The 24,882-nt window shown below is 41.3% G+C and carries 20 protein-coding genes and 1 tRNA gene; 6 read left to right on the top strand and 15 right to left on the bottom strand.

Going from position 1 to position 24,882, the window contains the following annotated elements; genetic code table 11:
* Positions 1 to 23 precede the first annotated feature (23 nt).
* The 4 genes from ACJJIQ_RS04335 to ACJJIQ_RS04320 all read right to left on the bottom strand — a co-directional run bounded on the left by ACJJIQ_RS04335 (position 24) and on the right by ACJJIQ_RS04320 (position 4,819).
* Positions 24 to 893 carry a hypothetical protein gene (locus ACJJIQ_RS04335; protein WP_445363805.1) on the bottom strand — a complete coding sequence of 290 codons (870 nt, stop codon included), beginning with the start codon at positions 891 to 893 and terminating at the stop codon, positions 24 to 26.
* Positions 894 to 1,153: 260 nt separating this feature from the next.
* On the bottom strand, positions 1,154 to 2,476 hold the full coding sequence (locus ACJJIQ_RS04330; protein WP_445363804.1) for a phenylacetate--CoA ligase family protein: 1,323 nt from the start codon (positions 2,474 to 2,476) through the stop codon (positions 1,154 to 1,156).
* Between the two features lie 19 nt (positions 2,477 to 2,495).
* A complete protein-coding gene (locus ACJJIQ_RS04325) occupies positions 2,496 to 3,353 on the bottom strand; it encodes a TauD/TfdA dioxygenase family protein (protein ID WP_444941278.1) in 858 nt (285 codons plus the stop codon).
* Positions 3,350 to 4,819 carry an aromatic amino acid lyase gene (locus ACJJIQ_RS04320; RefSeq protein WP_445363803.1) on the bottom strand — a complete coding sequence of 490 codons (1,470 nt, stop codon included), beginning with the start codon at positions 4,817 to 4,819 and terminating at the stop codon, positions 3,350 to 3,352. The genes ACJJIQ_RS04325 and ACJJIQ_RS04320 overlap by 4 nt, the downstream gene beginning before the upstream one ends.
* A 127-nt stretch (positions 4,820 to 4,946) precedes the next feature.
* On the opposite strand from ACJJIQ_RS04320, the gene ACJJIQ_RS04315 reads away from it, so the two are divergent.
* Positions 4,947 to 5,810 (top strand): LysR family transcriptional regulator, encoded by an 864-nt coding sequence (locus ACJJIQ_RS04315; RefSeq protein ID WP_413662648.1) that lies wholly within the window; start codon positions 4,947 to 4,949, stop codon positions 5,808 to 5,810.
* Between the two features lie 483 nt (positions 5,811 to 6,293).
* Here the strand turns inward: ACJJIQ_RS04315 and ACJJIQ_RS04310 are convergent, their stop codons facing one another.
* The gene (locus tag ACJJIQ_RS04310; RefSeq protein WP_445363802.1) at positions 6,294 to 7,658 is read right to left on the bottom strand and encodes an IS4 family transposase; all 1,365 of its coding nucleotides are present in this window, start codon (positions 7,656 to 7,658) and stop codon (positions 6,294 to 6,296) included.
* 195 nt (positions 7,659 to 7,853) lie between these two features.
* Entirely contained in the window at positions 7,854 to 8,237 is a 384-nt protein-coding gene (locus tag ACJJIQ_RS04305; RefSeq protein ID WP_445363801.1) for a hypothetical protein, read from the bottom strand.
* On the opposite strand from ACJJIQ_RS04305, the gene ACJJIQ_RS04300 reads away from it, so the two are divergent.
* A complete protein-coding gene (locus ACJJIQ_RS04300; RefSeq protein WP_445362554.1) occupies positions 8,236 to 9,261 on the top strand; it encodes an IS630 family transposase in 1,026 nt (341 codons plus the stop codon). The genes ACJJIQ_RS04305 and ACJJIQ_RS04300 overlap by 2 nt on opposite strands.
* A 115-nt stretch (positions 9,262 to 9,376) precedes the next feature.
* On the opposite strand, the gene ACJJIQ_RS04295 is transcribed toward ACJJIQ_RS04300, so the two are convergent.
* The 6 genes from ACJJIQ_RS04295 to ACJJIQ_RS04270 form a co-directional block, all read right to left on the bottom strand.
* Positions 9,377 to 9,823 (bottom strand): GNAT family N-acetyltransferase, encoded by a 447-nt coding sequence (locus ACJJIQ_RS04295; protein WP_444941274.1) that lies wholly within the window; start codon positions 9,821 to 9,823, stop codon positions 9,377 to 9,379.
* A gap of 97 nt (positions 9,824 to 9,920) precedes the next feature.
* Positions 9,921 to 10,334 (bottom strand): DUF6882 domain-containing protein, encoded by a 414-nt coding sequence (locus tag ACJJIQ_RS04290; protein WP_445363800.1) that lies wholly within the window; start codon positions 10,332 to 10,334, stop codon positions 9,921 to 9,923.
* A 1,470-nt stretch (positions 10,335 to 11,804) separates the two neighbouring features.
* On the bottom strand, positions 11,805 to 12,212 hold the full coding sequence (locus ACJJIQ_RS04285; RefSeq protein WP_445363799.1) for a hypothetical protein: 408 nt from the start codon (positions 12,210 to 12,212) through the stop codon (positions 11,805 to 11,807).
* Between the two features lie 1,824 nt (positions 12,213 to 14,036).
* The gene (locus tag ACJJIQ_RS04280) at positions 14,037 to 14,978 is read right to left on the bottom strand and encodes an IS110 family RNA-guided transposase (protein WP_413662913.1); all 942 of its coding nucleotides are present in this window, start codon (positions 14,976 to 14,978) and stop codon (positions 14,037 to 14,039) included.
* Between the two features lie 502 nt (positions 14,979 to 15,480).
* Positions 15,481 to 15,660: a carbon storage regulator CsrA gene (gene csrA / locus ACJJIQ_RS04275; protein ID WP_444893306.1), complete on the bottom strand. Its 180-nt coding sequence runs from the start codon at positions 15,658 to 15,660 to the stop codon at positions 15,481 to 15,483.
* Positions 15,661 to 17,012: 1,352 nt separating this feature from the next.
* Entirely contained in the window at positions 17,013 to 17,636 is a 624-nt protein-coding gene (locus ACJJIQ_RS04270; protein ID WP_444893301.1) for an IQM protein middle domain-containing protein, read from the bottom strand.
* A gap of 217 nt (positions 17,637 to 17,853) precedes the next feature.
* On the opposite strand from ACJJIQ_RS04270, the gene ACJJIQ_RS04265 reads away from it, so the two are divergent.
* From ACJJIQ_RS04265 to ACJJIQ_RS04250, 4 genes are all read left to right on the top strand, one after another.
* Positions 17,854 to 17,988 carry a hypothetical protein gene (locus ACJJIQ_RS04265; protein WP_444936263.1) on the top strand — a complete coding sequence of 45 codons (135 nt, stop codon included), beginning with the start codon at positions 17,854 to 17,856 and terminating at the stop codon, positions 17,986 to 17,988.
* Positions 17,989 to 18,124: 136 nt separating this feature from the next.
* On the top strand, positions 18,125 to 18,448 hold the full coding sequence (locus ACJJIQ_RS04260) for a hypothetical protein (protein WP_413662658.1): 324 nt from the start codon (positions 18,125 to 18,127) through the stop codon (positions 18,446 to 18,448).
* Positions 18,449 to 19,679: 1,231 nt separating this feature from the next.
* Positions 19,680 to 21,803 (top strand): ATP-dependent nuclease, encoded by a 2,124-nt coding sequence (locus ACJJIQ_RS04255; RefSeq protein ID WP_445363798.1) that lies wholly within the window; start codon positions 19,680 to 19,682, stop codon positions 21,801 to 21,803.
* Positions 21,785 to 23,719: a UvrD-helicase domain-containing protein gene (locus ACJJIQ_RS04250; RefSeq protein WP_444897882.1), complete on the top strand. Its 1,935-nt coding sequence runs from the start codon at positions 21,785 to 21,787 to the stop codon at positions 23,717 to 23,719. The genes ACJJIQ_RS04255 and ACJJIQ_RS04250 overlap by 19 nt, the downstream gene beginning before the upstream one ends.
* Positions 23,720 to 23,994: 275 nt before the next feature.
* Here the strand turns inward: ACJJIQ_RS04250 and ACJJIQ_RS04245 are convergent.
* From ACJJIQ_RS04245 to ihfA, 3 genes are all read right to left on the bottom strand, one after another.
* Positions 23,995 to 24,071 (bottom strand) — tRNA-Pro (locus ACJJIQ_RS04245).
* 114 nt (positions 24,072 to 24,185) lie between these two features.
* On the bottom strand, positions 24,186 to 24,554 hold the full coding sequence (locus ACJJIQ_RS04240) for a MerR family transcriptional regulator (protein WP_108733836.1): 369 nt from the start codon (positions 24,552 to 24,554) through the stop codon (positions 24,186 to 24,188).
* Complete coding sequence (gene ihfA / locus ACJJIQ_RS04235; protein ID WP_226648095.1) at positions 24,535 to 24,840, bottom strand: integration host factor subunit alpha; 306 nt, start codon at positions 24,838 to 24,840, stop codon at positions 24,535 to 24,537. Before ihfA ends, ACJJIQ_RS04240 begins: the two co-directional genes overlap by 20 nt.
* Between the last annotated feature and the right edge of the window lie 42 nt (positions 24,841 to 24,882).

Below are 24,882 nucleotides of genomic sequence, written 5' to 3'. Positions count from 1 at the left end.
GGAACTGCTTAATTAAATACCCTTTATAAAAAGTTTTCTGCCCAATAGTTATTACTTGAATATTTTACGTTATCAAGAATGTGTACAAGGGCCTTAGTAGTATTTTGAGGCAAATGTGAATCGCGATGGTAGATAAAGGCTTTGTAAACCCATTTTTGATTACGTTGCCGTACACCAATCACTGTAGCTCTATTTCTTTCATAACCAAAGTAAGCGTAACCATATGAATTGTTATCATCTCCTCCTATAGATAATCTGCGTATTTTCAATTTTTTATCACTATTATTTGTTAACACAGAATTCTCTGCAACATTTCGCGTGTTAGAGGTTGGATTTTGATACAGTGACGTTCCTACATCGAAAGCAACATGGCATACAGATTGATCAGTCATAGTGAATCGGCACCCGGAAAGCTCCATGGTTAAAAAGAAGTTGACATCTGGTAAAGACTCATAAACTCTGCGATTTGTATGCGTGACTTTATTAGCTTCGTAAGGAAGCCAGTACACCCCAATTCGGTATTCATCGCACTGGTCATCTCTTCCTTCTAAAGTAAATCTCTTTCCGTCATTTGTTGTTGCTTTAAAATATTTCACACCGGCTACTCGATAAGAGAACCCAGAGGTTGAGATACGAATACTTTTTATCTCACTGTTGTCTGTTTGTTTAGCTTCATTAACCCTATCCCAAAATACATCTCCAATATTGAAGAAATATCTTATTGCCTCTAGACCAGCCTTAGAATAACCTCCATGTACCTCTAAGAAAGAGGAAATTCTGTCAAGATCATAACGTGTTATATGTTTTTCCCTATTTATCCCCAAGCGAAGCCCTGCATAGTCAAGTGCGCCCTCTGGGAGTTTAAGTTGGCTGCAAATCGCATCAAGTTTCATAATCATCCTTTTTAATTGAACTTATACTTCTTTCACAGTGACTTTTAATGCTTTTAAAATCTCCCATTTAATTCTATTCAAATAACATTCAAGGTAATGCTATTTTTTTGATATCGGCATAGTGGGATACGAATTCCTTTTACCCCTCAATAGGCCAGCTATAAAAATCTAAACATTAATACAACTCTCACAACCACAATCAGTTAAACTAACAGGAGTCTTCATAACCACCTACAAGCCTTGCTCAGTAGTCGGAATACCTATCTGCGATCAATAATTTTTTTTACTTTACCAGATTTGTTACTTATTTCCCCAGGTTGCAAAATTTCTATAGTGATTCTTGAGGCCGCTTCGAGTCCAAGGAAAATCATACGAAGGGTTACATCTGAACTGGTGAGATTCTTATAACACTGTCGTGATAAATGATCTTTATCTCGATTATCGACAGATTCTCTTGCTTCAATTTCAAATGCCAAGTGATCGTGTCCATCAACTTTTTCGATGATACAATGGTAAAATGAGCTAAGACCCGCGACGGCAGTGATAGCTTTTTCTAGCGCAATTGGATAGACATTCCCACCATTGATTGTGAACATATTATCAATACGCCCCTTGATGGGACCCAAATAGGCTCCGGGGTGGCCACATTCGCACGGGCCTTTGTGCATCTCCACCAGATCATGAGTGTTATAGCGAATCAGTGGAAGGGCTTCACGTTGCAGAGCGGTTATAACTAATTCTCCAGTCGCACCATCTTCACATGGTTCTCCTGTATCAGGGTCAATAACTTCTGCATGAAAGAAGTCTTCCCACACATGTAAATTATGATGTTGGCATTCACTTGCTATCAGCCCAAGCTCAGTGTTTGCATACATATTAATCAACCTGGCGTTGAATAGAATCTCATAGTGGCTCCGAAATTCTTCAGAGAATAGTTCACCCACTATAAATATATTGCGTATATTTAAGGACGCTAGAGATATATCCTTCTCCAGACAGTGGCGTTCGAGCCTAGGTAATAAGGAAGGAAGGCAGACCATATAATCCAGCTGATACCTTTGAAGGCTCTGGAGCTGATGGTCTACCCCAAGAAATGAATCTGCAGGAATAGTGAGGCCAAATATTTCTGCGGCAGCATGACAAATCATACCACTGGGCCAGGGACCATAAGTCATTGCGCACAAACACTTATGGGACGGCTCGACACCTGTAAATAGGAAACTGCGTGCTTGTAAGATTATTGCATTATTAATATCTTTGCGGGTATAAGGTACATGTTTGGGAGTACCAGTGCTACCCGATGTGTGGCAGTAGCGTATGATATCGTCAAAAGCCATACTCACTGTCGGCATAGGCTTTAAAAATATTTCTGAGCTTATAATCGGCAGTTGTTGTAAATCTTTATAGCTTTGAATTGCCTCTATATCAACTTTGTTTTGTTCAAGTAATTCACGATAGTAGTTAGACTTTGCAAAAGCCTCATTGAGCAGCCACCTGAGTTGATTATTTTTAAATGCCTGCTGTTCAGTTCTAGACTGACTATTTTGGTGCAAAAAATCTGCCAGTAGTTCACTATAGTTCATAAATACACTAGTAATCTATTTATAGATATTTAATTGGTCGTTCTGCAGAAAAATGCACACGGTGTAATTCCCGTCGTTGATTGTAGTCATTTACTGCATAGTGTAAGACTTGGTGATTATTCCAAAGCACTAGGGTGCCGGGACGCCATTGCACTCGGCAATTAAACTCAGGTTTTTCGATGTGTTTAAATAGATAATTTAGCAGCCCCGAACTTTCATCAAGTGTCATACCATCAAAATGCGAGGTCGTAGTCCGATTCAAGTAGAGAAAAGGCTTACCAGTTACAGGGTTTCTACAAACTGCCGGGTGTACTACAGATTCCAGTGGCATTAATTTTAGTGCCCGCTCTATACCAGAGCTACTCTCACCTGAACTTTCCATTAACTTTGATAATGGTTGTTTCTTGAGCATTAGCTCTGTGGTATGTATCACATTGAGGGATTTAACTACTTGCTGCATTGCAGTTGAAAGGCTCTCGTAAGCAAGTGTTGAACTTGTAAAAAGGGTATCGCCTCCTCTGTTGGGAATATCAATACCATACAAAGCTATACCTTTTACCGGCTTGGAATAATATCCCTGATCATGATGCCAGATCCCACCAGTATTTTTCTTTTCACCGATCTCTTTGATAATCCTAGCAACTTGTGGGTACTCCTCAGAGTGACCTTGAAAGAAGAAATAATTTTTTTGAAGTTCTCCAAATAAGCCGCAGAAATTGACAAATGCTTTTGTATCCAGGTTCATATCCCTGATAACCAATAGCTCATGCTCATGCCATAGGTTTTGCAATGTTAGTCCTGTACTTTGATCCAAATCCGCCAGCTCTTTAGCTGGAATCTCAATCCCGAAATTACCAGTTAAATAGTTAAAATTCATAAAATGCTCTCGATCTCAGTTGTTGTGAATTGTGACCAGTTCGACAATTTTAATGCTTCGGGTAAACCACCCGTTGAGCGCATCATTGCGGCTCTAGCTGAACAAAAAGTTGCTGCGCGAACAATTTCTTTTAACGTATCCAGCTGATCGTTAACATTGTTAAGAGCGGCCATTCCACAAGGCACGAGGTCCTGATTATTGCCTTCACATGAGAAACTCATCTGACGCACCGGTGTCGACCTGGCCTTTATTTCCTGGAACAAAGCCGACGTTAACTGGTGAATTCCTTTACAGTGATTGAAAGATTCAACACTTAAATTATCTGGCAAGCCTCCGTTAAGGCGATGATCCATTAAAATCAATATTTGTCGATCAAGCATTTCAGATAGACGATGGATAATTTCCAGCATAAATTCAGCGGAAGCTGCCAGCCCAATCGCATAAAAGAGTCCGCCATGCCAGGGACCAGACTCAAGAATTAGGGGGTTGTCAGCGACAGCTAGAGCTTCGGAACGAATTTTAGCTTCGGAGTAATCCAATAAATCAAGGCAGTGCCCAAGTATCTGAGGAGCACAGCGAACAGAATAACGAGCTTGTAACAAAGTTTTCTTGCCTTCGACAATCTTCGGCGATTTTAAATAGTCACGTCGTAGTTGTGTCAGCAGGTTACCTGCCCGAGCGTAGCTGGTGTGTACCTCCCCATAATGCAAACCTTCCGAGAAATGTTCATCTCCGGTGCCTATCGCCAGGGACATAAGCGCAACAGATTTAAAACAATCCCTTAATACCTTCCTTAATTGATAATCATGTTCGATAGCCCATGAAGCCATCATGGCATTGGTATTTACTAGACCAATTACGTCGCGAGGGCCCTTTGGTCCATCCTCGAATAGAGGAGATATGGCATGGGCCATAGAAATTAAGTCACCACTGGCTCCCAAGCTACCTTTTCGGGGAACTCTGGGAAGAGTTTCACTGTTTGCCAGGTTAAGAAGTGCTTGATAAGTAGAAGGATGGATGCCAGATAAGCCATGGGCCGTTTTCCGAGCTTGTAGTTTCAAAGCGCGTCTGACAACCGACTTCGGCAGAGGAGTACCGATACCAACTTGTAAATATTCCAATAGGTTGACTTGGGTATTTTTCCATTGATTTGGATCTAGGGTATTTCGCTCATTCTCACCATAGCTAGTGTGTAGCCCATAAATGGGGTTATCAGTATCATCGATCTGATCTTGAAGTAATGCATAGGAGCGTTTAACTCTGGAAATGTCTTTGTCACTCGCGAGAATTGGGTTGTGTAGATATCCCCACTCATACCAAGTCTGCAAAGGAAAAGTTAAAGCTAAACTAAAATTAGCTTCAGAGGATACTGCATTACTATTCGCTGGTACGGGATAGCTGAGAGATGACGTAGACACTCTAACTCCAAAACTTTTTGAATAAATAGGGAGTAAAGAAATTAACATGAGTATAAAAACATGAAAAATAGAAGTCGGCGCTGGTTGCCATAGACAATATCTATGGCAACCAAGAGTATGTCGATGTAGACTCGATAGCTGCTTTTAAATTAAGTCGCTAAATAAGTTAGGCTCTATGTTCCCGCACGCTGATGAACTTAATTACTTTATTGAAGTTGCAAAAACAAAAAACATATCCAGGGCAGCAGAAAGATTGGGGATTAGGCAGCCGAGTCTGAGTGCTGCTATCAAGAGGCTAGAAAGACAGCTAGGTACTGAAATAATAATACGAGAAAAAACTGGTGTTCAGCTTTCACGTGCTGGTCTTAGGCTGCTAAAGAGCGCTCAGCAGCTATTAGATGATTGGGATGAGGTTAAGTATTCTGCGCTGCGAGAAAATAAAGAGGCCGTTGGTCATTTCACCATTGGATGTCACAGCTCGATTTCACTACATATGCTACCTGATAGCCTTCCTGCTTTTATCGCACAAAACCCAGGTATTGAATTGAGCTTCCAGCATGCACTTTCTCGCGAGATTGTAGAGGCCGTGATCAGCTGGAAAATCGATATCGGTATTGTCGTAAATCCTGTATCTCATCCTGATTTAGTAATCAAGCACCTTTGTCACGATGTGGTTAGTTTTTGGCATAATCCTAAGAAAATTCAATCTAGAGACGTACTAATATATGATCCAGCACTGATGCAGACGAACTGGCTGCTGAAAACCATATCTGAAAGCAATAGATATAAGCAATATATAAGGTCTTCAAGTCACGAGCTAATCACAAAAATGACATTAGAGGGATTTGGGGTTGGTATTATTCCTGGTCGAGTTGCACAGACACATGGAAGAAATCAGCTCGAATGGGTTAGTAAAGACCAACCAGGCTTTAAAGATGAAATATGTCTGGTATATCGGCGAGAGATAACTCATAGCATGGGTGCAAAGAAATTAATTGAAGAATTTAAACTTACCAACTATGAAAAAAATTTCTATTAGATACAATTAAAATAAAACTCAAAAACCATAAAATTATCAATAATATTTTGAGCTGCAGAGCACTACTGGTTAAAATTCATGTAATTTAAGCGGCCTTTCAATTGTAAAAATATCAAGATCTTTATCCATTTAACACAAGATTAGTTTACGCTCGCGAGTGAGATATTCCCGAGATGATATTAATCATCCCAAGCCACAACACGAGCAGCCAGAGGGTAGCCTAGGCCGTCCGAATGGAAGTAGCAACGTGCCTGTGATTGTTAGCTGCCTTTACGTAATTACTCATTATATTTTTCCTGTATCTCAGTATAACCAACTACTCTTGAGCCTTCTCGAACCTGTAGATTGGCACCTACCTCTAGGCATTTTGGATATGCTTCTAGTTTAATGAGGACGTTATCATTCCCCAGCCTACTAATATTGACTTACTATCTAATCTTTCAAACTTCATACATATAACGGCTTAGCTGTGTTTTATACACATCATTTAAGTCCATTTAAAGCCTCTGCTGCCTCCATATAATGGAGAAGTTTAGTGTACCCCTGCCAAACGGTTTTAACTCCAGGCTCACCATCGCCGCTCCGCCCCAGAAAGCCTCCAAGTCCTGCCAGCATACGCGTTATAGCTCTCATACTTGGAGCTTCATTTGGTGGGGAGGTTTTAGCTTGCATTATCCATATCATACGCCACTCTTTTTCAGAGTAGACTTTCGTACACGACGTATCAGGAAGCGTTCGTGCCCGTGTTGTCATGGAGTGTAGACGCCACCCAATAATCATATAGATTGCAATACAGTTCAGCATTCGCTGCTCGGTTCTAAAGCGATTACTTTCTATCTGGCATCCGCCTTTCACCACTCGGAAATAGGTTTCAATTTCCCATCGACTTCGATACCACTCAATAATGATCCTCGCTTGCTTAAAGTCCTCAACTGCAAGATCGGTCAGCAGCATCCATTCAATACCTTTTTCCCCTTCTGGTGGGCTTAATTCCTTAGCAAAGACTGCGTAGAGAGAAAGAGGTCGCTTTGATTTTCCTTTTCCCTGCAATCTTACTTCTGCAATGGATACACTGACCTTAGCTTCCCTTTCTGGCTGTCCATTCCTTTTGGGGATACCTACTGAGTATTTCCCGATGGACTTCTGCTTGGTCATATAGTCCCAAAGTAAAGTCGTATCTTCTCCTTCGATCTCTAAACTACGATTAGCCTTGGCTCGAACAATATAGCTTGCACGCCGCTGTTCATTTTGATCTTCAGCTAATTGAAACCACTCATGAATATCCCCCTCTCTATCCGCGATGCTCACAATCGTGGTTTCAGGGCAGCGCTCTTGTATCTCACAAGCTGATTCATAATGGTCTAACCAGCGTCGACTCTCTTTATCTTGTATCGACTTGGTATAGCGAGAATTAGCACTAGATTCTTTATCTCGCTGCCACATGCTACCCTCAATAATGCCCAGATTATCTCTGGATGGTGTTATAGCGATAGACGTATGTAGGAGCTGCTGATTAGTCTCTTTGCGTCGGAGTGTTCCCATTTCTTTGCTTTCTAAATCGGTAGCAAAATTTAGGAAAGTGGTATCCTGAGGGATAAGAACAACTGGCTGAACCTTGATTCTTTCAAGAGTGGCTGATTTATGGCCACTCATAATGGAGTCAAAGCTGACTTTATCATTTTCGATAAATCGATAGGCTGCAAAGGTTTCTGCCCAAGACTTGTTTGCACAGGGAATGCTACCCTTTGGGTCGGAACTTAAATTACTGAGAATATTGGACAAGCGCTTATTCAATCGTGTATCACCCATAACCTGATTTTTCACTTCGTCCCTGACCCAGTCCTGCATAATTATCCAGCCAAATTTGTAGCCCCTATAACGTACAAACTGTAACTCATTGATTTTTATAATAAAACTGAAAAAACTTGTGTATAAAACTTAGCGGCTTAGTCAGCAGTATTTTGGTACTATTAGAACTTTAACGTAAGGTGGCGCAGCCATGACAAAACGGAGCGTAGACCAAAACATCAGGCGCGATAACTATTATGTATTTTTAGCTCTTCGCTTAATTATCTCTTTCAAGTTCCACACATTGACATATTTTACCCCGGCAGGATCATCAGCCTTAACCCAATACCGCCCACGAGGCCACTCGAACACATCTCCGTGTTTTACAACCACTGGTTCCATATTAGAAAATGTTAATTCACAGCTACCAGATATAATAAAGCATATGCAATTTTCAGAAGAGCCTGAAAATTTGCTACCGGCATCATACTCGTACGGACTCACGCGAAACTCACTTTTGCCTGGGTACAATGTACGAATTTCTTCAATGTTTTCTTTATAGACTTCACTTACAGGAAACTTTCGTATATTACTAGCGGGGCAGAAATAATCAGTACACCCTGGTAATATAAACTGCATGAAATACGATGCCAGAAAACTTAGTACTGAGGAGCAGCACCTCATACGTAAAATTGCTGTTCAGCGAGTATTTGATGGAGAATCTGCGGCGGAGGTTAGTCGTAGCTTAGGGCTGGGGAGCAGAACTATTTTCCCATGGTTAAGGACTGCTCGGGAGAAAGGTATTGAAGCGCTATCTCCAAAAATTAGACCTGGACGCGGTAGAAAACTGTCAGCTATTGAAGAAGAGGAAGTCAAACGATGGATTATTGGTGGCGATCCAAGGCAATATGGCTTTGATTTCGGATTGTGGACACGTCAGATCGTATCGGATTTGATTTTTGAGAGATTCAAAATTGAACTTAGCGTTTCTAGTGTCGGCACACTTCTACATCGACTGGGCCTGACGCCACAAAAGCCTCTACGAAGAGCTTACGAGAGAGATGAGAAGGCGGTGAATAAATGGGTAAAGGAAGTCTATCCAAAGATTAAATCTTATGCGAAAAAAACTGGTGCAGAAATATTTTGGCTGGACGAGGCTAGTATCAGATCAGACGATCCACTCCAAAGGACATGGGGAGAAAAAGGAAAAACTCCAGTGGTAAAAACGAGTGGTCAAAGACAGTCAATCAATGCGATCTCAGCTTTATCGAATAGAGGTGGCTTCTGGTATCATATTTATAGTGGAAAGTTCACGGCAGAAAAGTGCGTAGAATGCTTCAAAAATTTCCAGAGAAGTCAGAAAAGACCAGTGATTCTCATTGTTGATGGGCACCCAGTACACAAATCGAAAAAGGTATTGGAGTATGTCGATTCACAGGATGGAAAGCTTGAAATGGTGTTCTTACCGCCATATGCACCAAACCTAAATCCAGATGAGTTGGTCTGGAATCATATGAGAAATATAGGGACTTCAAAGAGGCCGCTGAAAAAAGGTGAGACACTACTGAGTCGTGCAAATGCAGATTTGCAGAGCATCAAGAAAAATAGAAAACTTGTGAAATCATTTTTTCAAGAGTCGACTGTATTCTTTGCTGCTGCCTAGGTAGTAATACTCATTGCTCATCTACCACACATAGCATCAGGTACAACGGCCACGACAAACGAAGCTTGACGGGATCCGCTGGAAGCCGAAGTCCAAAACATTGTGCAACAATTTGTTATGTATTTTCAGCTATTTTCTTTATAAAAATTATTTTACTTTGCAGGGGGTTGCCTTTATTTTCATACCCACACACTTGATATTCGTGAGAGATAAGAAGATGCAGCATTGAAGGAAATCTATTCATCGATTTAACGCTAATAGACTTAAACCCTTTGTTCATCACCCACTGCTCTTGAAGCTCAAGCAGAGACTTTCCTATGCCTCGGCCTCGGTAATCTGGGAGGACTGCACCAGACCAACTATAAAACTCTGTTTCGGATACTTTATAACCAATTTTGTAGCCTACTTTCTTATTACCAACTGAAGCTACCAGTAATAGGTAAAGGCGCCCCTCTAACCTCTTCTCTATTTTATCTTTGCTATTTTTAGCGTCGAACTCTGGAATCTCAGAATTGATCTGTATGACATCTTCTATCGTGCCTTCGCTGAAGGAAATGTTCATATCGCTACCTAGGTTTATGCATAATGTTCGGCTCTGCGTTAACCAAAAGCGAAGGCCGCTTTTGGCTGGAACTTTTACACCTGACAGCATCCGATTGTTAGGGCTGCTGATTTCTTAGCTCAATTTCACCAAATGTCATATAAACAAGAGATCCACCCGCATCAGCTCTGTAAGCTCCATTTGCTGCAGCCAAACGGCTGGCAACGGCTGAAAATTCCCATGCTTGATCTTCGGAAACATGGACCTTTCTTGAGGTAAAGAGCTTTACTCCGTGCTTTTCACCATACTCTTTAACTAAACGTGAATGTTGCTGAAGAGGTTTTAGCACTGAAGGGTGATCCCACCCCCATAGAAAGCTTCTATCCTTCGGATTGTAAGTACCTATTATTTGAACTGGAGCTACAGCGATCCGACCATCCTCAAGCGACCAAAATATAATGCCTTTGTCTTGGTCGACATTCCATGTTTTAGCAGACCCCAGACCCCAGACCCCATGTCTTATCGTGAGCATCAGTTTGAATTCTTAAACCTTCAATGCTCCCTTCAATAAACTTTTCGACCTCCACAGAGTAACCTCCAGCATGCGTGTTAATTGATATGAATAGTACAAATATAACTGATACTAAATTTTTCATAACTCTCTGATACTTGATTGCCTTAACGACTGGTTTTTGAGCTGAATTAGAGCAGCTAAAGGATTGTGATTGTCAAACGCAGAGCTAAGCAAGAATCCCAGAACTGAAAACCCAATAGTAAATTGGACCGCAAACAGCCCACCCTGCGACTGCAAATTTGAAAAAACTATCCCGCCTTGGCGCCCCTATACTTGCAAGGCCCGTAAGATCTTTCTCTTGAATTGGTTTTATAAGTCTGTAGGTTTTTACCAGCAGCCATCCAACTAGAAGTGGAAGTAATGTCAACAGAATGATAGTGCCGATTGTAAGTAAAGCTTCAGGCGATGATTTTCTCATTTATCTTATCAACTATTTAGAGTATTGGGGGTAAATATACCGAGCGCACGCCAGTGCGTCCGGTGCTTTTACTAGTTAGGCATAGTACCGAATCGCCTACCAAAAGGCGGCAGTAGCTACCATACCCACATAACACATGAAAACAGCAGGCCTATGACATGTACATAGCTGGACAAGCTCGTCCGGCCTGATTATGTGTAGCTTTGTTATCCATGGCTTCTAGTCTTCAACATAGATTCAAATAAAAGTATTAAAAAAGCGCCACTTATAACTGGTAAAATTATTCCGAAAATGAAAAAAATAGCAGCCAATGAGCGACTACCTGTCTTATAGCGTCTATAGCCCTCTATGAACGGATACAAGAAGAATCCTATCAGTACGCTATATATGATGAACTCCGGAACCCTCAGTAAAGCTCCGCCCCCTAACCTTTCCAGGCCGAGGAGGTAGATTACCGGATAAAGAAGACCGGCCAGTACAAAAATAACTAAAAGATAAAGCCACTTACTCAAAATTCATATCTCTTCATTGGAACACATAACACTAAGTTTAGGGGTGGGCCACGCAGTGAGCCGCCCCAGTAGCCAAAGGCTGTGACAACAGTGCTCTATTATGTATTTATACGCGCCTTTATTGATTTGTAGGTAAATATTATTGCACTGAGAGCAGCACTGTAAATAAACGAGAAAATACCAAACACTATTACCCCTGTTATTAAACCACCCTCAAATTCAACCTTTAGGGCAAATGCACTAATGACAGCCAAAACTAAACATATGAATGTGGCAAGATACGGATTGATAGAAAAGATATTTGGCCAGAACTTCTTGCATAAAGCCCAGATCAGTAATGACGGACCTAGAAACACTATCTGTAGGATGATACCAATCACTAAGAACATTAATTCTATCAACCTCTACCTAGATATATAACAACTACAACGGGGGCTGCTGCGTAGTGTAGGCAGTCCCGCGAAGGGCCAAAGCCCCTTAACAACCTGCTTGTATTTGTTAACTTTGACCATATTCCGATAACAGTTCCAGAGCTATAAAAGCAGGCGTTTTCCCAATGCCTTTAGAATGAGCAGACACTTCATGGTAAACTCTAGACCAACCATCAATTTCCAATAACTCTTTATTGGCTCGATCTGTCATTACATCAAACTCGTAGAACTCTTTTTTCTTCGTTAGCCATGTGCCCATCCATTGAGTTCCATACTGCTCAAAGATTTCGGAACAATTCAATAGAATTCCCTCATTCGCGGACATCCCCTTTTGGGACAACAGCAAGGTCAACCATGGGTACATACTTTCATCATTTATAAATTTGTCCACGCACTCTTTCATTTCAAGGAACGAGAGTTCATTTTGTTGTTCAGTATTCTTGTTCCGAATTCGGCGAAGCTTTTCGATATCCATGATAAAGTTAACTCTCTAAAACCGGCAGCCGGAGCGCAGACTCTCCGGCACACGTCCTTCGCGCGTAAAGTTAATTAGTTTGTTATGAATTTCCCTCACGCAGCTCCCCGATAAAACTATCTACTAATGACTTGCGAACCGACATTGGCCAGCCCACTGAAAATGTAAAGGGTATTCGCCAGGTAACCAGAAAGCAGGTGACATATTCATCTTTACGCTTTATAAGTACTAATTTTCTATTCAAAGAAAGCTGGCGAAACACGATATTGGGTAGTTGGCCCATTGAATCGGATGTGAAAAAGAATGAAGCTAACCTACTTTTTTTCGAAAGCTTAGTCTCTAGAACCTCAACCCACTGTTTTCCATTACTTCTGAATATAGCCATTGTGTTGTTTTTTGAAAGGACTTCAAACTCTACGTCCAAATTCAAAAAAATGAATGTATACCTCATACCATTTCTCATAATGCCCTATTAAGTGGCCAAAGTAATCGTGGTAAAGTGAGCGAAAGCGAACCACGCTTACTTTGGTCCGATACAACAGTTTGTTATGCTTGCGTTCATATTAATACTGGTAACACCCATAAAAATAAAATAAAACAGAAATTTACCGAACACAAAAGCCCCCTATAAGATGGCTTAAAACTCATTAGCTTCAGCTGATAAATTGAATGTAAGCCCCAAATTATAGAGTGAATAATAACCACCACAAACAGACTTGATAACGTCCAAAGTAACATTTCTACAGGACCAACTACAGCATCAGTTCTCGGCCAGTAATGACTATGATCATATAACCTCATGAGGCCATATACATAGAAAAATGCAGTAACAACAAAACCTACAAAATATTTCATTAGGATTTAAAATTTTGGACTAGAAAGCATAACAGTTAATTCAAAAGAAGCTTCTTTATATCACCCTGTTTTATATTTCTACGCCCGATTTTCTTTCAAATCTCAATAAAATCAATAAGTTACCTTATTTTTGTGTAAATACGCAAGAATATATACAAAGCAGCGCCTTTATAATTCTGTATTTTCTCAGCTTTACATCACCTTTGGCACCCTTTAAGTATCAATGAGTTACTGAGTTTCAACTAGAAGTAGGTGCAGCTTCTGCTGGCTTTTGTTATTGAAAGTACAACTGTACATTTTTCGATCAGCGTCAACTAATTTACATGGCCCAAAACTGATAATCTGAGGGTTATGGCTTGCTAGCCACTTGTGCCGTCTAAGCAACCCCATCACTGATATGTGTTTGCACGCGGTGTGCTCCATATCATCAGGCATAGGCTCCCATCCAAGCTGTAAGCCTAAACTTCACTGTGCTGTAAATACAGGTCGATCCCCTCTTCCTCGACCTTATTGATATCCTGATTTTTGTCATACGGCGTCAACAGGTTCTCCGTTGCTACCATTCTTATACGTGGCGGTAACGAATCTGAGGGGTTGGTTACATAGGTTCGGAAGGGCGTGACGAATTGAAATCTAGCGATGTGGAGGGGCACCTTGTATGTTAGGCGAGCCGCTTGATGCTCCATTCAGGAAAGGATGAGCTGCGAGGAGCAGAAAAACCAAAGCATAGATTCCTTCAAAAGTGGAACCTCCATTGCTGGCAGCTGGATTGATCACTGACTCAGCAGGCAAGAGCTAGGGAGCATTGACGGGAATATACCTCCCTCATCAAAAGGCTAGGCATCTTCACTTAGCCTAGTCTCTGTCTTCAGTGCAATCCCGGAGGTTGCTTGAAGCAGCTGGTGGGCTCGGCGACATTCATGTGGAGGATCTTTGTATAGCAAGTGACTATGGTTGTTCGTCAAGTTATTAAGCCATACTTTCATCCCAGTAGGTGTTGTTTTTCACCATTGTATTCAGGATCGTAATCTGCTTTCTCATGCAGGCAACCAGAGCAACCTTTTTAGGTTTGCCAGCGTCGACTAATCGCTTATACATGGGCTTTAGTTTGGGATGATGTTGTATGGCCGACATGATGGAAACAAAAAGAACCGTGCGTACGCGATGCCTTCCACCTCGAATATATCGTTTGCCCTGGAAGTTGCCGCTATCACGGTTCATCGGGGCGATACCGACAAGTGCAGCGATTTCTTTACGGTTCAATTGTCCTAGCTCAGGAAGTTCACTCATTAACGTATAGGCCAATACATTTCCGACCCCTTTGGCACTCAACAATAGGTCACGCCTTTGCCGCCACTCAGACACACTGTTAACCAGTTTATCCAGTTGCTTGTCGATACCTTGTAGCTCTTTCTTGATGGTGTTTAGAATGGTCTGTATAGGTTTGTGTACTGATTTCGGCATTCTCTGAAGCCGATTCTTTTGCATTGTACTCATCTCTAAACACTGACTTCTTACCGCCAGTAAGTCACTGATCTCCCTAAGCTTTTCTGGTTTTAGCACCGACAGCCCTGGCTTCATGGCCTCACCAAAATGTGCAATATCCATTGCATCTAGCTTGTCAGTTTTGGCGAGGCGCCCTGCGGATTTAGCGAAGCTCCTTATCTGCGAAGGATTGCAAACAACAATAGGTAATCCGGCTTTGTCGGCGGCGCAAACAAACTCTAACTCGAGCCTTCCCGTAGACTCTATTAATACTCTTTGAGGTTTAAGAGGTTGTAGTTGTTTAATGGCATCTTTAATGCCATTTTTATCATTGGCAACACTAAAGAACTGGCCAGTAGGTCTCACATAAATATCGAGTTGTTTACTGCTGGTATCGATACCGACATTGATCTCTTGAGGTTCCATAAGATAAGCTATCTCCGCCTTGCTATTCGGGCTCGAGGCCCACATGACTATCCGAGTTATGCCTAGTGAGTGCTTATCACGTTCATACTTGTTATCGGTCTTTTACGAACCAGCCAAGCAGCGAACTGTGATAAACAAGGCCTTCGGTGGCCGCCGAAGGTGGGTCTCAATTTACCCGTTAACGAAAAGGATTTTCAACATCAGAATCGGGCAAGAACAACCATACAAGCCAAGCATTAAGTACACGTCTTATGGCGCTGGCAAGGCTTGCCTACCCTCTCTTCCTGTCGGATAAGAGGGTCTGCTTGTTAAACACCTCCAAGACACCAACATGGCCACTCCGAATTCACTACCTAATCACCTTTAGCACCCAAGAAGCATTCGAATCAGAGCGCGTATATTCCCTACCGAACAGAGGCGCAATGATTCATCTTGGAGTCCCGTTTTTTAATTATTGGGTGCCTCAAGTTGCCCTACCCTTTTTAGGATCTTTTTAGGATATTCAGGCCTTTGCTCTCTGCTGCTTTTTGATCCGCACATAGATTTCTTCACGGTGGATGGGGAGTGATTTGGGTGCGCTTATGCCTATCTTCACTTGATTGCCTTTAACCTCCAGCACTGTGACTGAGACATTTGCTCCAATCCTTAGAAGTTCACCTGTCCGTCGCTTTAAGATCAACATACTTATTTCCTTCAGTGGTCAAAGTTTGGGCGCTTCCGGGATGGGGAAGCTTGGGCTTAACGTTTGGAGGAAATGTGGGGTGGTGCGCGGGGGCGGTAGGCAGAGAAGAGGAAAAGGCGGGCGCTAGGCTTCCAGAGCTTGGGAACAGGCCCCAAGCCGCTGAATGTACTCCACTTTATTGAAGACGAGCGGGTTTCTAGCGTATTATCCATATAGCCATTTTGATACTTAGGTTATCAATTTGGTCAGCTGGCCCCGGGTGTTCCTAGCACCTTGGGTCAGCGCCTTTTACTTACTCTTACGTCACGCTACCGTTCTCCCTTGAGGAATGGGTCTTTTAGAAAATTCTCGACTCTCTCGAAGCTTTCAAAACTATTCAAACTTCTGAAGCCTTTTTAATCGGCTCGCTCAATTACGGCCAAAATACCAAAAATGTCTATCGATTTTACGCAGCTTTGAGGTTGAAACAAACTGAATAAATTTCAATAGGATTATTTTCGCGCCTATATTTTTGGTTATTTTCGGTTAAGGAAATCTCAATCAACCATTGGAAAACTCAATTCATATTGAAATGCACTCCATACTTTCCTTAAAAGATTAAAGAGTAATGCTCTCAATCATACAGCTAACTAAAGGCAAAGCCGGGGAATGTGAAAGTTCACTAATAATTAAATTGGCTCACTAGTTTTATACTCGTATCCACACTCCTTTGCTAAATACTGGAAGAGCAGGATTCCGTTGTAGGGGTAAATATTGAGATCAGCATGGAGTTACCATCTTGCAAGTCACCTCTCCACATTAGTGCTATTGCTTGGCTATTTTGGGTTAAAAACAATCGTACAAGTAGCCGCTGGTAAGGTCATTTTAAATTCCAGGCTTAGCTCTATTCTTACCAGTATTGCCAAGATATTGAAGACTCTGATTACACTTGTACTCAACAGCGCATTCGCACGGTCGTATCTAGTGAGCAACCCAAAGCTCTACTTTATTACTGGTAGTGAGCGCTTAAAAGGACCTAAAGCACTCCCTTTTCAGTTGGAACACTATTTCGAGCCAGTGACTGGAGTGGCCGGTATTTAGATCCTTAAAACGTGGTGGTATGTACGGAATCACCCCTCCTATCCGAGAGACTTGATATCTCACCTCTCCACTGGCTATATAGCAACCGAATTTTGAAAGCAGATTTAAAGTCTGTAGCTGACTGCCGGCAGCTTCCTCTCAGCGTTCGTTATAATCTGGCCTAACCCCAAATCAGCCTTCCCAAAGCCTGAACAGCAATTTCTGGTATTCCACTTCCCCTGCCTCTATGTCAGAGATGGAGGGCCTGCAGAAAGCTTTTATGGCTATTTACATCAGAGCCACTGCCATCTGGGGCCATCAGGATAAAGCCTTAACCTTTGCCCTTGAATATGTGTACGGCCGGTATAAGTATCCTCGCTCCCATCGACAGTCTCTTTAACAACAGTACCGCGAAAACGTTGATACCATTTGCCTCTATAATTATGATCTTGAAAATTTTTTAAGCGCAACTTACAGGTTTTTGACGAAATCCCAAAATCCATTTCAGTTTCACTTAAGTCAACATTATTTTTTTCCAGTTCTTCTTTAAACTGCTCCATATAATCGCTAGTGGGCTGATAGTGGCCACTGAAATTATTAATATGCTCTATTATTCCACCTACCACCGAGATATGCCCAGCCGCAGCAACTGGTCGCCCCGAGAAAAATGCTGAATGGTGCTGAATGTCACCATTTTTGTTACCACAAAAGATACGCCCATTCTTATCCATAACGAATGCCCAAGATCCGCCAGGATTGGTATTAAGTCTCTCTCCGCGCCAAAACAGAAGCCCATCTTGTATCGTAACCTGATATTTTTCTCTTTCAGCTTCACTCATATAGGGCACAACAACTCCACTATAAGTATCTTTACTTAAACCGCTATCTTTTAGCATTCCAAGTTCTTTGTATGGCATGGCAGTTATCTCCTTTATAAATGCGCTTAATAGGTAGCCATCAATAATAGCTAGTCATATTGATAACTATTTCAAGAGTATTTCTATCTCCACTCGTAAGTTTGACTCCAATGTAAATCATTGCGCTTCTGGTTACATACGCAGGGCCTTTCTTTGTGGGAAAGATACCCAACCCGGAGAGGATTTTGAGAGTCGGCATCAGTGTATTGAGGGTAGAATGCAAAAGCTAGTCGCCATCTTTGCGTTCGATGTTGCAGCCTATGCTGTGGTGAGCAACCACTACTATATTGTGTTCTATATCAGCGCAGAAGCCGCCAAAACTTGGTCCGATACCGAGATCCTTACTCCCTGATGAGGGCTTTTAAGAACTTCCGTACTAATTCAGCGCTATCTTCAAGGGAACACTCTCGATTCTAGCGAAATAGAAAAGCTCCATGAGCTTAAAGAGTGGCCATAATGAGTGACTTGCCACTAGAGACCTATAAAGCATGATAAATTTCAATGAATATAATCAACCAGCAAAGACATTGGTTCTGTATTATGCGAAACAACTAAACTCTGAAATCGCTCGATCGGTTGTTTCTGGAAACTCCAATTTAGATAGTAAAGAGGAGGCAGAGTCTTTGGCTTACTTTTTCTGGAAAATGACGGATCAAGCGGTTGATGACGAAAAAGATTGCAAGATGATTGAGGGTATTTCAGATATTCAGTCTTGGCTAGAAAAAGCACTTCATATATTTAGAGGTTACTTCAAAAAGCAAGGCTATCAGCAAGAGTGGTCAGAGGGCTATGGCAAATACCATAGTGAGTAGAGTTTTATAACAAACTTCCGCCTGACTGCTATGAGGAGAGGTAGGGTCGCCACTTTTGGAAGGAGGCATTCAAATCTCAAGCTTGCTTGGATAAGCGGGCTCTATCAGGCTAAGTGGTATCTCACCCAGGCACTGGCTCTATCTCAACCGGAATTTTGAAAGTCGCTTTAAAGGCTTGGTAGGATCAGTGAAGGTGGTACAGCAAGCCTGTAGCCAGCTCAATAAACGCTGGGTACACGGTATTGGTGACTGCCGGCGCTTCCTCTCAGCTACCCCCCACTAATCTAGCCCTACTCCAAACATTCGATAGCACGACTGCCGGTTTTATATCCAAAAATTGCGCTACCTACAGACTGAACACAACCCCCCCCTGTATTCCACCCCCCTTACCCCTAAATCAGAGAGGAAGAACCACCAGAGCTGGTGCTTGCCACGTAACTGACACTACCCTCCAATCTTTGGGTGTTCCGGATTCGATTGCCGGTTCTGAATCAAGGAATCCTCGCCGCCTGTATAGCCTAAGCAGATCTCAGAAACAAGGTTGTATTTCCGAAAGCGCGCTTTCTTTTCTAAAGCGGCTTGGTATTTCATCCAGACACAGGCTATATTCCAACCAGAAATTTAAGGATCACCTAAGGACAAGGCTTGAAGGAGTCAGTCTGGGTAATATAACAAGTTTGTAACTAGCTCAATAAACGTTGGGTACACAACATAGGCAGTTGCCAGTGCCTTTTATCTGATGATTTCTACTAATTTTGCCCTGCTGCAAGCACTCGACGCTAAAATTGTCGACAATATGTTCAAATAAAATTCACTAATCTCGAACTCAAACGCCCAGTATTTCACGTCCCTTACCTCTAAATTAGATATGAAGAGCCTCAAAACTCATGCTTGCCGCATAACTTATACCTCTCTCAAGTCTTCGGATATCTAGAATTACTTCAGATTAAAGGTTCGGACGTACCAGTTGAGATATTAAAATCAAATGATGGCTTTCTTAGGCCCTAAAAGCCTTTGCTTAGCCGATAGAATCAAAAATAAGTTGAGAACTCGGTTGAGTAGTGCCATACGCTAGGGACCATTCCATACATTTAGGATTTCTTTATTCAAGAAAAATAAGTGCACCTCTATCGTAAATAATATATCTGTATCTTTACGTCCAATACATCTAGCAATTAAGATGGAGGTCGATTAAGAATTATCTCTTATGAACTTCAAATAGGCGATTCCGGTGAAAGTAGCCAACATAAAAATCAGTAACTATAGATTGCTAAAAGATTTTTCACTTGATCTCGAAGACAATCTCTCTCTTATAATTGGGAAGAACAATACAGGAAAGACATCTATTTTAACGGCAATTGATAAGTTTATAAATCCATCAGAAAAAAATCCCATAACGATAGATGACTTTAATGTCAACCTAAAAAAGAAATTATCCTCTATCTTAGTAGACCCAGAAAGCATTGGTACTGAAGAAGAGTACAAGCCTCTCGGAATCACCTTGAGAGTCATTATTGATTATGATGAAAATGACGATCTTTCAGCAGTTCGCAACCTAATAATGAACTTAGACATTAGCCATAATTCAATCGTATTGGGCTTTGAGTATCAAGCAACTTGGAATAAGCTACATCTGATGGTGAACACTTACGATGAGCAAAAAGAAAAATATAACAACGATCCAAATTTATTCCTAAAAGAAAATATTCAAAACTACTTCGGCCCAATTAAAAGAAAAAGTATTGACCCTGCGGATGACGCAAATTTTGTAGACTTAGCAAAGGAAGGCATTAGTTTACGAGAGGTAATTTGCTTTAAATATATCAGCGCCAAAAGAAGTGTAACAAACAAAAACAATGACAAGACGCTTTCAACTCAAACCTCACAAATATATAAAAAATCTCCAGCTTCTGACGAACATCAGTCATCTACTAACGCATTCAAAGATAAGCTAAGAAGCACAGATTTAGAACTAACTGACATATATAGATCTATGTTTAGCGAAGTTCTACAAAAAGTTGCTAAATTTGGTGGTATAGAGCAAAACGAAACCGATATAAAAATAGCTTCTACTTTACAAGACCGAGAGCTACTTGAAGGAAACACCACAGTTTTTTACGCTCACGATGATCACAACTTCCCTGAACATTACAATGGTTTGGGGTATATGAACCTCATAAGCATGATCTTCGAAATTGAAGTTGTCATGAGTGAATTCAAAAGAACTCTCACAGAAAGCCCTTCAGCAATAAACGTGCTTTTCATCGAAGAGCCGGAAGCTCATACTCACCCGCAAATGCAATATATATTCATTAAGAACATAAAAAACTTACTCAGCGACAGTAGGGAAAGAACCGACGGCATATCCATTAATCTACAGACTTTAATCAGCACACACTCTTCGCACATTGTATCAGAATCCGACTTTAACGATATAAAATATCTAAGAAAAAGTATCGACAAAAACAGCGTGGAGTCAAAAAATCTAAAAGACTTACAAAAAGAATACCGATCTTCAGAAGTGACCCAAGATGCAGCATACAAGAGGCAATTCAAGTTCTTAAAACAATACTTAACACTCAATAGATCTGAAATATTCTTCGCTGAAAAAGTAATTTTGATAGAAGGAGACACAGAAAGAGTATTGCTTCCCGCCATGATGAGAAAGATCGACCAAGAAGAATCAGAAGGGATTTCCTACACTCCGCTACTCTCACAAAACATTTCAATTATTGAAGTAGGAGCACATTCGAAAACATTCGAGAAATTTATTAGATTCATTGGAGCCAAAACATTAGTAATAACTGACATAGACAGCTATTATGAAAAAATAACCATGGACGATAATGGAAAAGAGAAACAAGAAACTATCGTTTGCTCCCCCAATGATCCAAACGCTGAAAAAACGTCGAACAGCTCTCTACTATTTTTTCATGACAAGAACAAAGAAGACTTGGAATATTTTAAATCACTCACCCTCCCCCAAAAAATCCTCTCTTTTAAAAATGGCAAATGGGAAAAAGATGAAAATGGCAGCCTATTAACCGCCTATCAAATGGAAGAAAAAAGCTACCACCCCCGAAGCTTTGAAGATGCTTTCTTTAGTATAAACAAAGAATTTTTAGGGGATGATTCTTACAGATTTCCATCACTAACAAAAAAATGGTTCGACAAATATATCGATGATCAAGACCCTACCGATGTGTTCACCTTCTCAAACAAAGCTATTGGAAGCAAACCCTCTTTAGCAATTGAAATCCTCATTAACAGCAAGGGCACCCAAAACTCTGAGTTCAGCAACTGGAAGATTCCCAGCTACATTAAGGAGGGTCTCACATGGCTCCGCAAAAATTAAATGATTTCATTACGAGCGATGAGACATCAAAAATCATAGATAAGATCATGGAGGGAAAAAATTTTCTTCTAAGTGGTGGCGCAGGCTCTGGGAAAACTCATACATTAGTAGAAGTAATAAGAGAAATTCGAAAAAAATTTCCAACCGACAGAATTGCCTGTATCACATACACGAATGTTGCGGCTGAAGAAATATCGGAGCGGGCAGACGATGAAAAAGTACATGTATCAACAATACATGAGTTTTTATGGCTCAACATAAAACATTTCCAAAATGAAATCAAATCATTATTAGTTGAGCTCATTAACAGTGACGATCATTCACTATTCAGACAATTTTCTGATAAAAAACTAGAGCACAACCATTTTAAAAACCTAGAAAAAGGAGTTCAATACAAAGAATTTGTCAAATTATCAGAAGGGATAATATCTCATGATGAGCTTTTGATCGTTGCAAAAAAAATGTATGAAAAAAATCCAAGACTATCCGCGATTACGAAAAGTTCATTCCCATTTATTTTCATCGATGAATATCAAGACTCTAACAAAGCCATAATTGATATCTTCTTGGATCACTTCAAAAGCTCACCTCAAAAACATGTGATAGGTTTTTTTGGAGACTCAATGCAGTCCATTTATGAAAAAAGCATTGAGAACATTGATGCCTATACACAGAATGGATCAAATGAAGTCTTCGAAGTAAGAAAACAACAAAATCGACGAAATCCATCTGCGATAATTTCTCTAGCAAATAAACTTAGAAATGATGGATTGGTTCAACACCCATCACAAGACCCTTCCGCACCAAACATATGTGAAGATGGAAACGTTAGAGCTGGGTGTGCTTATTTTCTTTATTCTGAGAACTCAAACCTTAAAAGGGTTAGAGAATTTCTTGGCTGGGATTTTGAAGATACACGGTCAATCAAAGAACTTAATCTCACCCACAATCTAATCGCCAATAAAGCTGGATTCTCGAATCTAATGAGAATATACGCCAGTGATCAAGTTCTGAAATTCGTCAGCCGAATAAAGAATCACATAAAAGACAACAATATCAACATTAACACCAATGGTAAAAAATTCTCAGAAGTATTGAATGAACTAGCCCAAGGTAAAGCTGGAAGCGATCTTTCAAAAGTTCAACCAACTCCAGGGATGCAAGCTTATATTAATAAGCATAGTCAGGAATTTGAATCAGCCCTTGAAACCACCTACGATTTAATCTCATCAATATATATAGATAAAGACCAGCTAGTCGATGACAAAAAAAATCATGTGGAGGATGAAGGCAAACCAGGCTCAAACAGGGATGACCTCATAAAACATCTTTTTAAAATCCAAAATAATGTACGACTCTATAATGAGAAAAAGTATAACAAATTTATTAAATACACAGATTATAAAATCACTCGAGTCTCTGACAAAATTAAATTACATGAAAGCATAGAAAAATTATCTGAAGTGGACGGCAAAACAATAGAAGAAGTTATAGAAATTGCTGATAAAGCTGGAATCGTTGAAATTGATGACCGGCTCAAAAATTTCATTTCTAAGAAGAGGTATATTTATGATCAAGTTGTAAAGCTTAACTTCAGTGAATTTCAAAATTTGTATGCATATCTGGAAGGCTTTACGCCATTTTCAACTCAACATAAAACCAAAGGCTCAGAATTTCCAAATGTGCTGGTGGTGTTAGACAATGGCGGATGGAACAGTTATAACTTCGAATATTTATTCACTGAGCGTGCCGACAAAGCCTCAATAGTCAAGAGGACCCGAAAACTTTTTTATGTCTGTTGCACTCGAGCCAAAAGGAATTTGGCAGTATTTTTCCACCAGCCGAGCCAGGCTGTAGTGAATCAGGCTATAGGATGGTTTGGTGAAGAGAATGTTATCAATTTAGATGGGCTCTAACGCCAAATTTAGACATTGATGATCAAGGGGTTACTCTAGTATGGTGCCTTGAGACCCCTTTTAGGCTCGTAGATTTCCTGCCCCCGCAGCCCACACGACCACCCCTTCCAGATAGCTCAAAACCAATGCTCAACCTTATAAGCTCAAGCTTGAGCCATGTGCAAGATAATCACTATGTGAGCCAACATATTCAGATTTAGCTGGTATCAATTCCAATCCACAAAAAAACCCGCTAAAAAGCGGGTTTCTTGGCCGTTGCTAGGCAACGATATATATGGTCGGAGCGGCCGGATTTGAACCGACGACCACCACACCCCCAGTGTGGTGCGCTACCAGGCTGCGCTACGCTCCGATTTTGAAAAATCGCTCACTTCGCTAAGTGATTGATTTTTAAAGACATCGTGTCTCGATGTGGCGTGAATCATACCTGAGTGCGGCTGGATTGCAAGCCCAGGTTTACAGTTTTTTATAAATTATTTTTCCCCTCCAGCAGGGCCACCACGTCCTTTAGTTCTGCGATCACTTCGGGCAGTACTTGTTGAAGCTGTACCACCTCTGCCCTCTCGCTGCCAGTTTCGATCTGCTGGCGGGCTCCACCAATGGTATAGCCCTCTTCGTACAGAAGCGCACGGATCTGGCGGATCATGATGACATCTTGGTGCTGGTAGTAACGGCGGTTGCCGCGACGCTTGACGGGTTTCAGCTGGGGGAATTCCTGCTCCCAATAACGCAGGACATGGGGTTTAACGGCGCATAGTTCGCTCACTTCACCAATGGTGAAATATCGCTTACCGGGGATTGCAGGTAGCTGAGCGTTATTGCTCGGTTCCAGCATGCTCTTCTACTCGTGTCTTGAGTTTTTGCCCAGGTTTGAAGGTAACTACTCTGCGGGCCGAGATAGGGATTTCTTCGCCGGTCTTGGGGTTGCGACCGGGACGCTGGCTTTTATCGCGCAGGTCGAAATTGCCAAAGCCCGAGAGCTTGACCTGCTCGTTGGTTTCCAACGCATTGCGGATCTCCTCGAAGAAATATTCGACGATCTCTTTCGCTTCGCGCTTGTTAAAGCCCAGCTCTTCGTACAGTTTCTCGGCGAGCCCGGCCTTGGTCAGTGCCTCTGTCATTGGATCCTACCAATTGATTCAGAGGCGTCGACTCCAGATCGG

It is taken from the genome of Microbulbifer maximicatervae (SeqCode), from assembly GCF_052468295.1.
This window is presented reverse-complemented; position numbering and strand designations above follow the sequence as displayed.

Bases quoted from the DNA above. Each gene is read 5' to 3' on its own strand.
- ACJJIQ_RS04310 (WP_445363802.1), bottom strand. From the start codon at position 7,658: ATGCAGGACTGGGTCAGGGACGAAGTGAAAAATCAGGTTATGGGTGAT.
- ACJJIQ_RS04250 (WP_444897882.1), top strand. From the start codon at position 21,785: ATGGCTCCGCAAAAATTAAATGATTTCATTACGAGCGATGAGACATCA.
- ACJJIQ_RS04270 (WP_444893301.1), bottom strand. From the start codon at position 17,636: ATGCCATACAAAGAACTTGGAATGCTAAAAGATAGCGGTTTAAGTAAA.
- ACJJIQ_RS04315 (WP_413662648.1), top strand. From the start codon at position 4,947: ATGTTCCCGCACGCTGATGAACTTAATTACTTTATTGAAGTTGCAAAA.
- ACJJIQ_RS04290 (WP_445363800.1), bottom strand. From the start codon at position 10,334: ATGCTCACGATAAGACATGGGGTCTGGGGTCTGGGGTCTGCTAAAACA.
- ACJJIQ_RS04285 (WP_445363799.1), bottom strand. From the start codon at position 12,212: ATGGATATCGAAAAGCTTCGCCGAATTCGGAACAAGAATACTGAACAA.
- ihfA (WP_226648095.1), bottom strand. From the start codon at position 24,840: ATGACAGAGGCACTGACCAAGGCCGGGCTCGCCGAGAAACTGTACGAA.
- ACJJIQ_RS04305 (WP_445363801.1), bottom strand. From the start codon at position 8,237: ATGCAGTTTATATTACCAGGGTGTACTGATTATTTCTGCCCCGCTAGT.
- ACJJIQ_RS04240 (WP_108733836.1), bottom strand. From the start codon at position 24,554: ATGCTGGAACCGAGCAATAACGCTCAGCTACCTGCAATCCCCGGTAAG.
- ACJJIQ_RS04325 (WP_444941278.1), bottom strand. From the start codon at position 3,353: ATGAATTTTAACTATTTAACTGGTAATTTCGGGATTGAGATTCCAGCT.
- ACJJIQ_RS04300 (WP_445362554.1), top strand. From the start codon at position 8,236: ATGAAATACGATGCCAGAAAACTTAGTACTGAGGAGCAGCACCTCATA.
- ACJJIQ_RS04335 (WP_445363805.1), bottom strand. From the start codon at position 893: ATGAAACTTGATGCGATTTGCAGCCAACTTAAACTCCCAGAGGGCGCA.
- csrA (WP_444893306.1), bottom strand. From the start codon at position 15,660: ATGTTGATCTTAAAGCGACGGACAGGTGAACTTCTAAGGATTGGAGCA.
- ACJJIQ_RS04260 (WP_413662658.1), top strand. From the start codon at position 18,125: ATGATAAATTTCAATGAATATAATCAACCAGCAAAGACATTGGTTCTG.
- ACJJIQ_RS04330 (WP_445363804.1), bottom strand. From the start codon at position 2,476: ATGAACTATAGTGAACTACTGGCAGATTTTTTGCACCAAAATAGTCAG.
- ACJJIQ_RS04280 (WP_413662913.1), bottom strand. From the start codon at position 14,978: ATGGAACCTCAAGAGATCAATGTCGGTATCGATACCAGCAGTAAACAA.
- ACJJIQ_RS04320 (WP_445363803.1), bottom strand. From the start codon at position 4,819: ATGTTAATTTCTTTACTCCCTATTTATTCAAAAAGTTTTGGAGTTAGA.
- ACJJIQ_RS04295 (WP_444941274.1), bottom strand. From the start codon at position 9,823: ATGAACATTTCCTTCAGCGAAGGCACGATAGAAGATGTCATACAGATC.
- ACJJIQ_RS04265 (WP_444936263.1), top strand. From the start codon at position 17,854: ATGCAAAAGCTAGTCGCCATCTTTGCGTTCGATGTTGCAGCCTATGCT.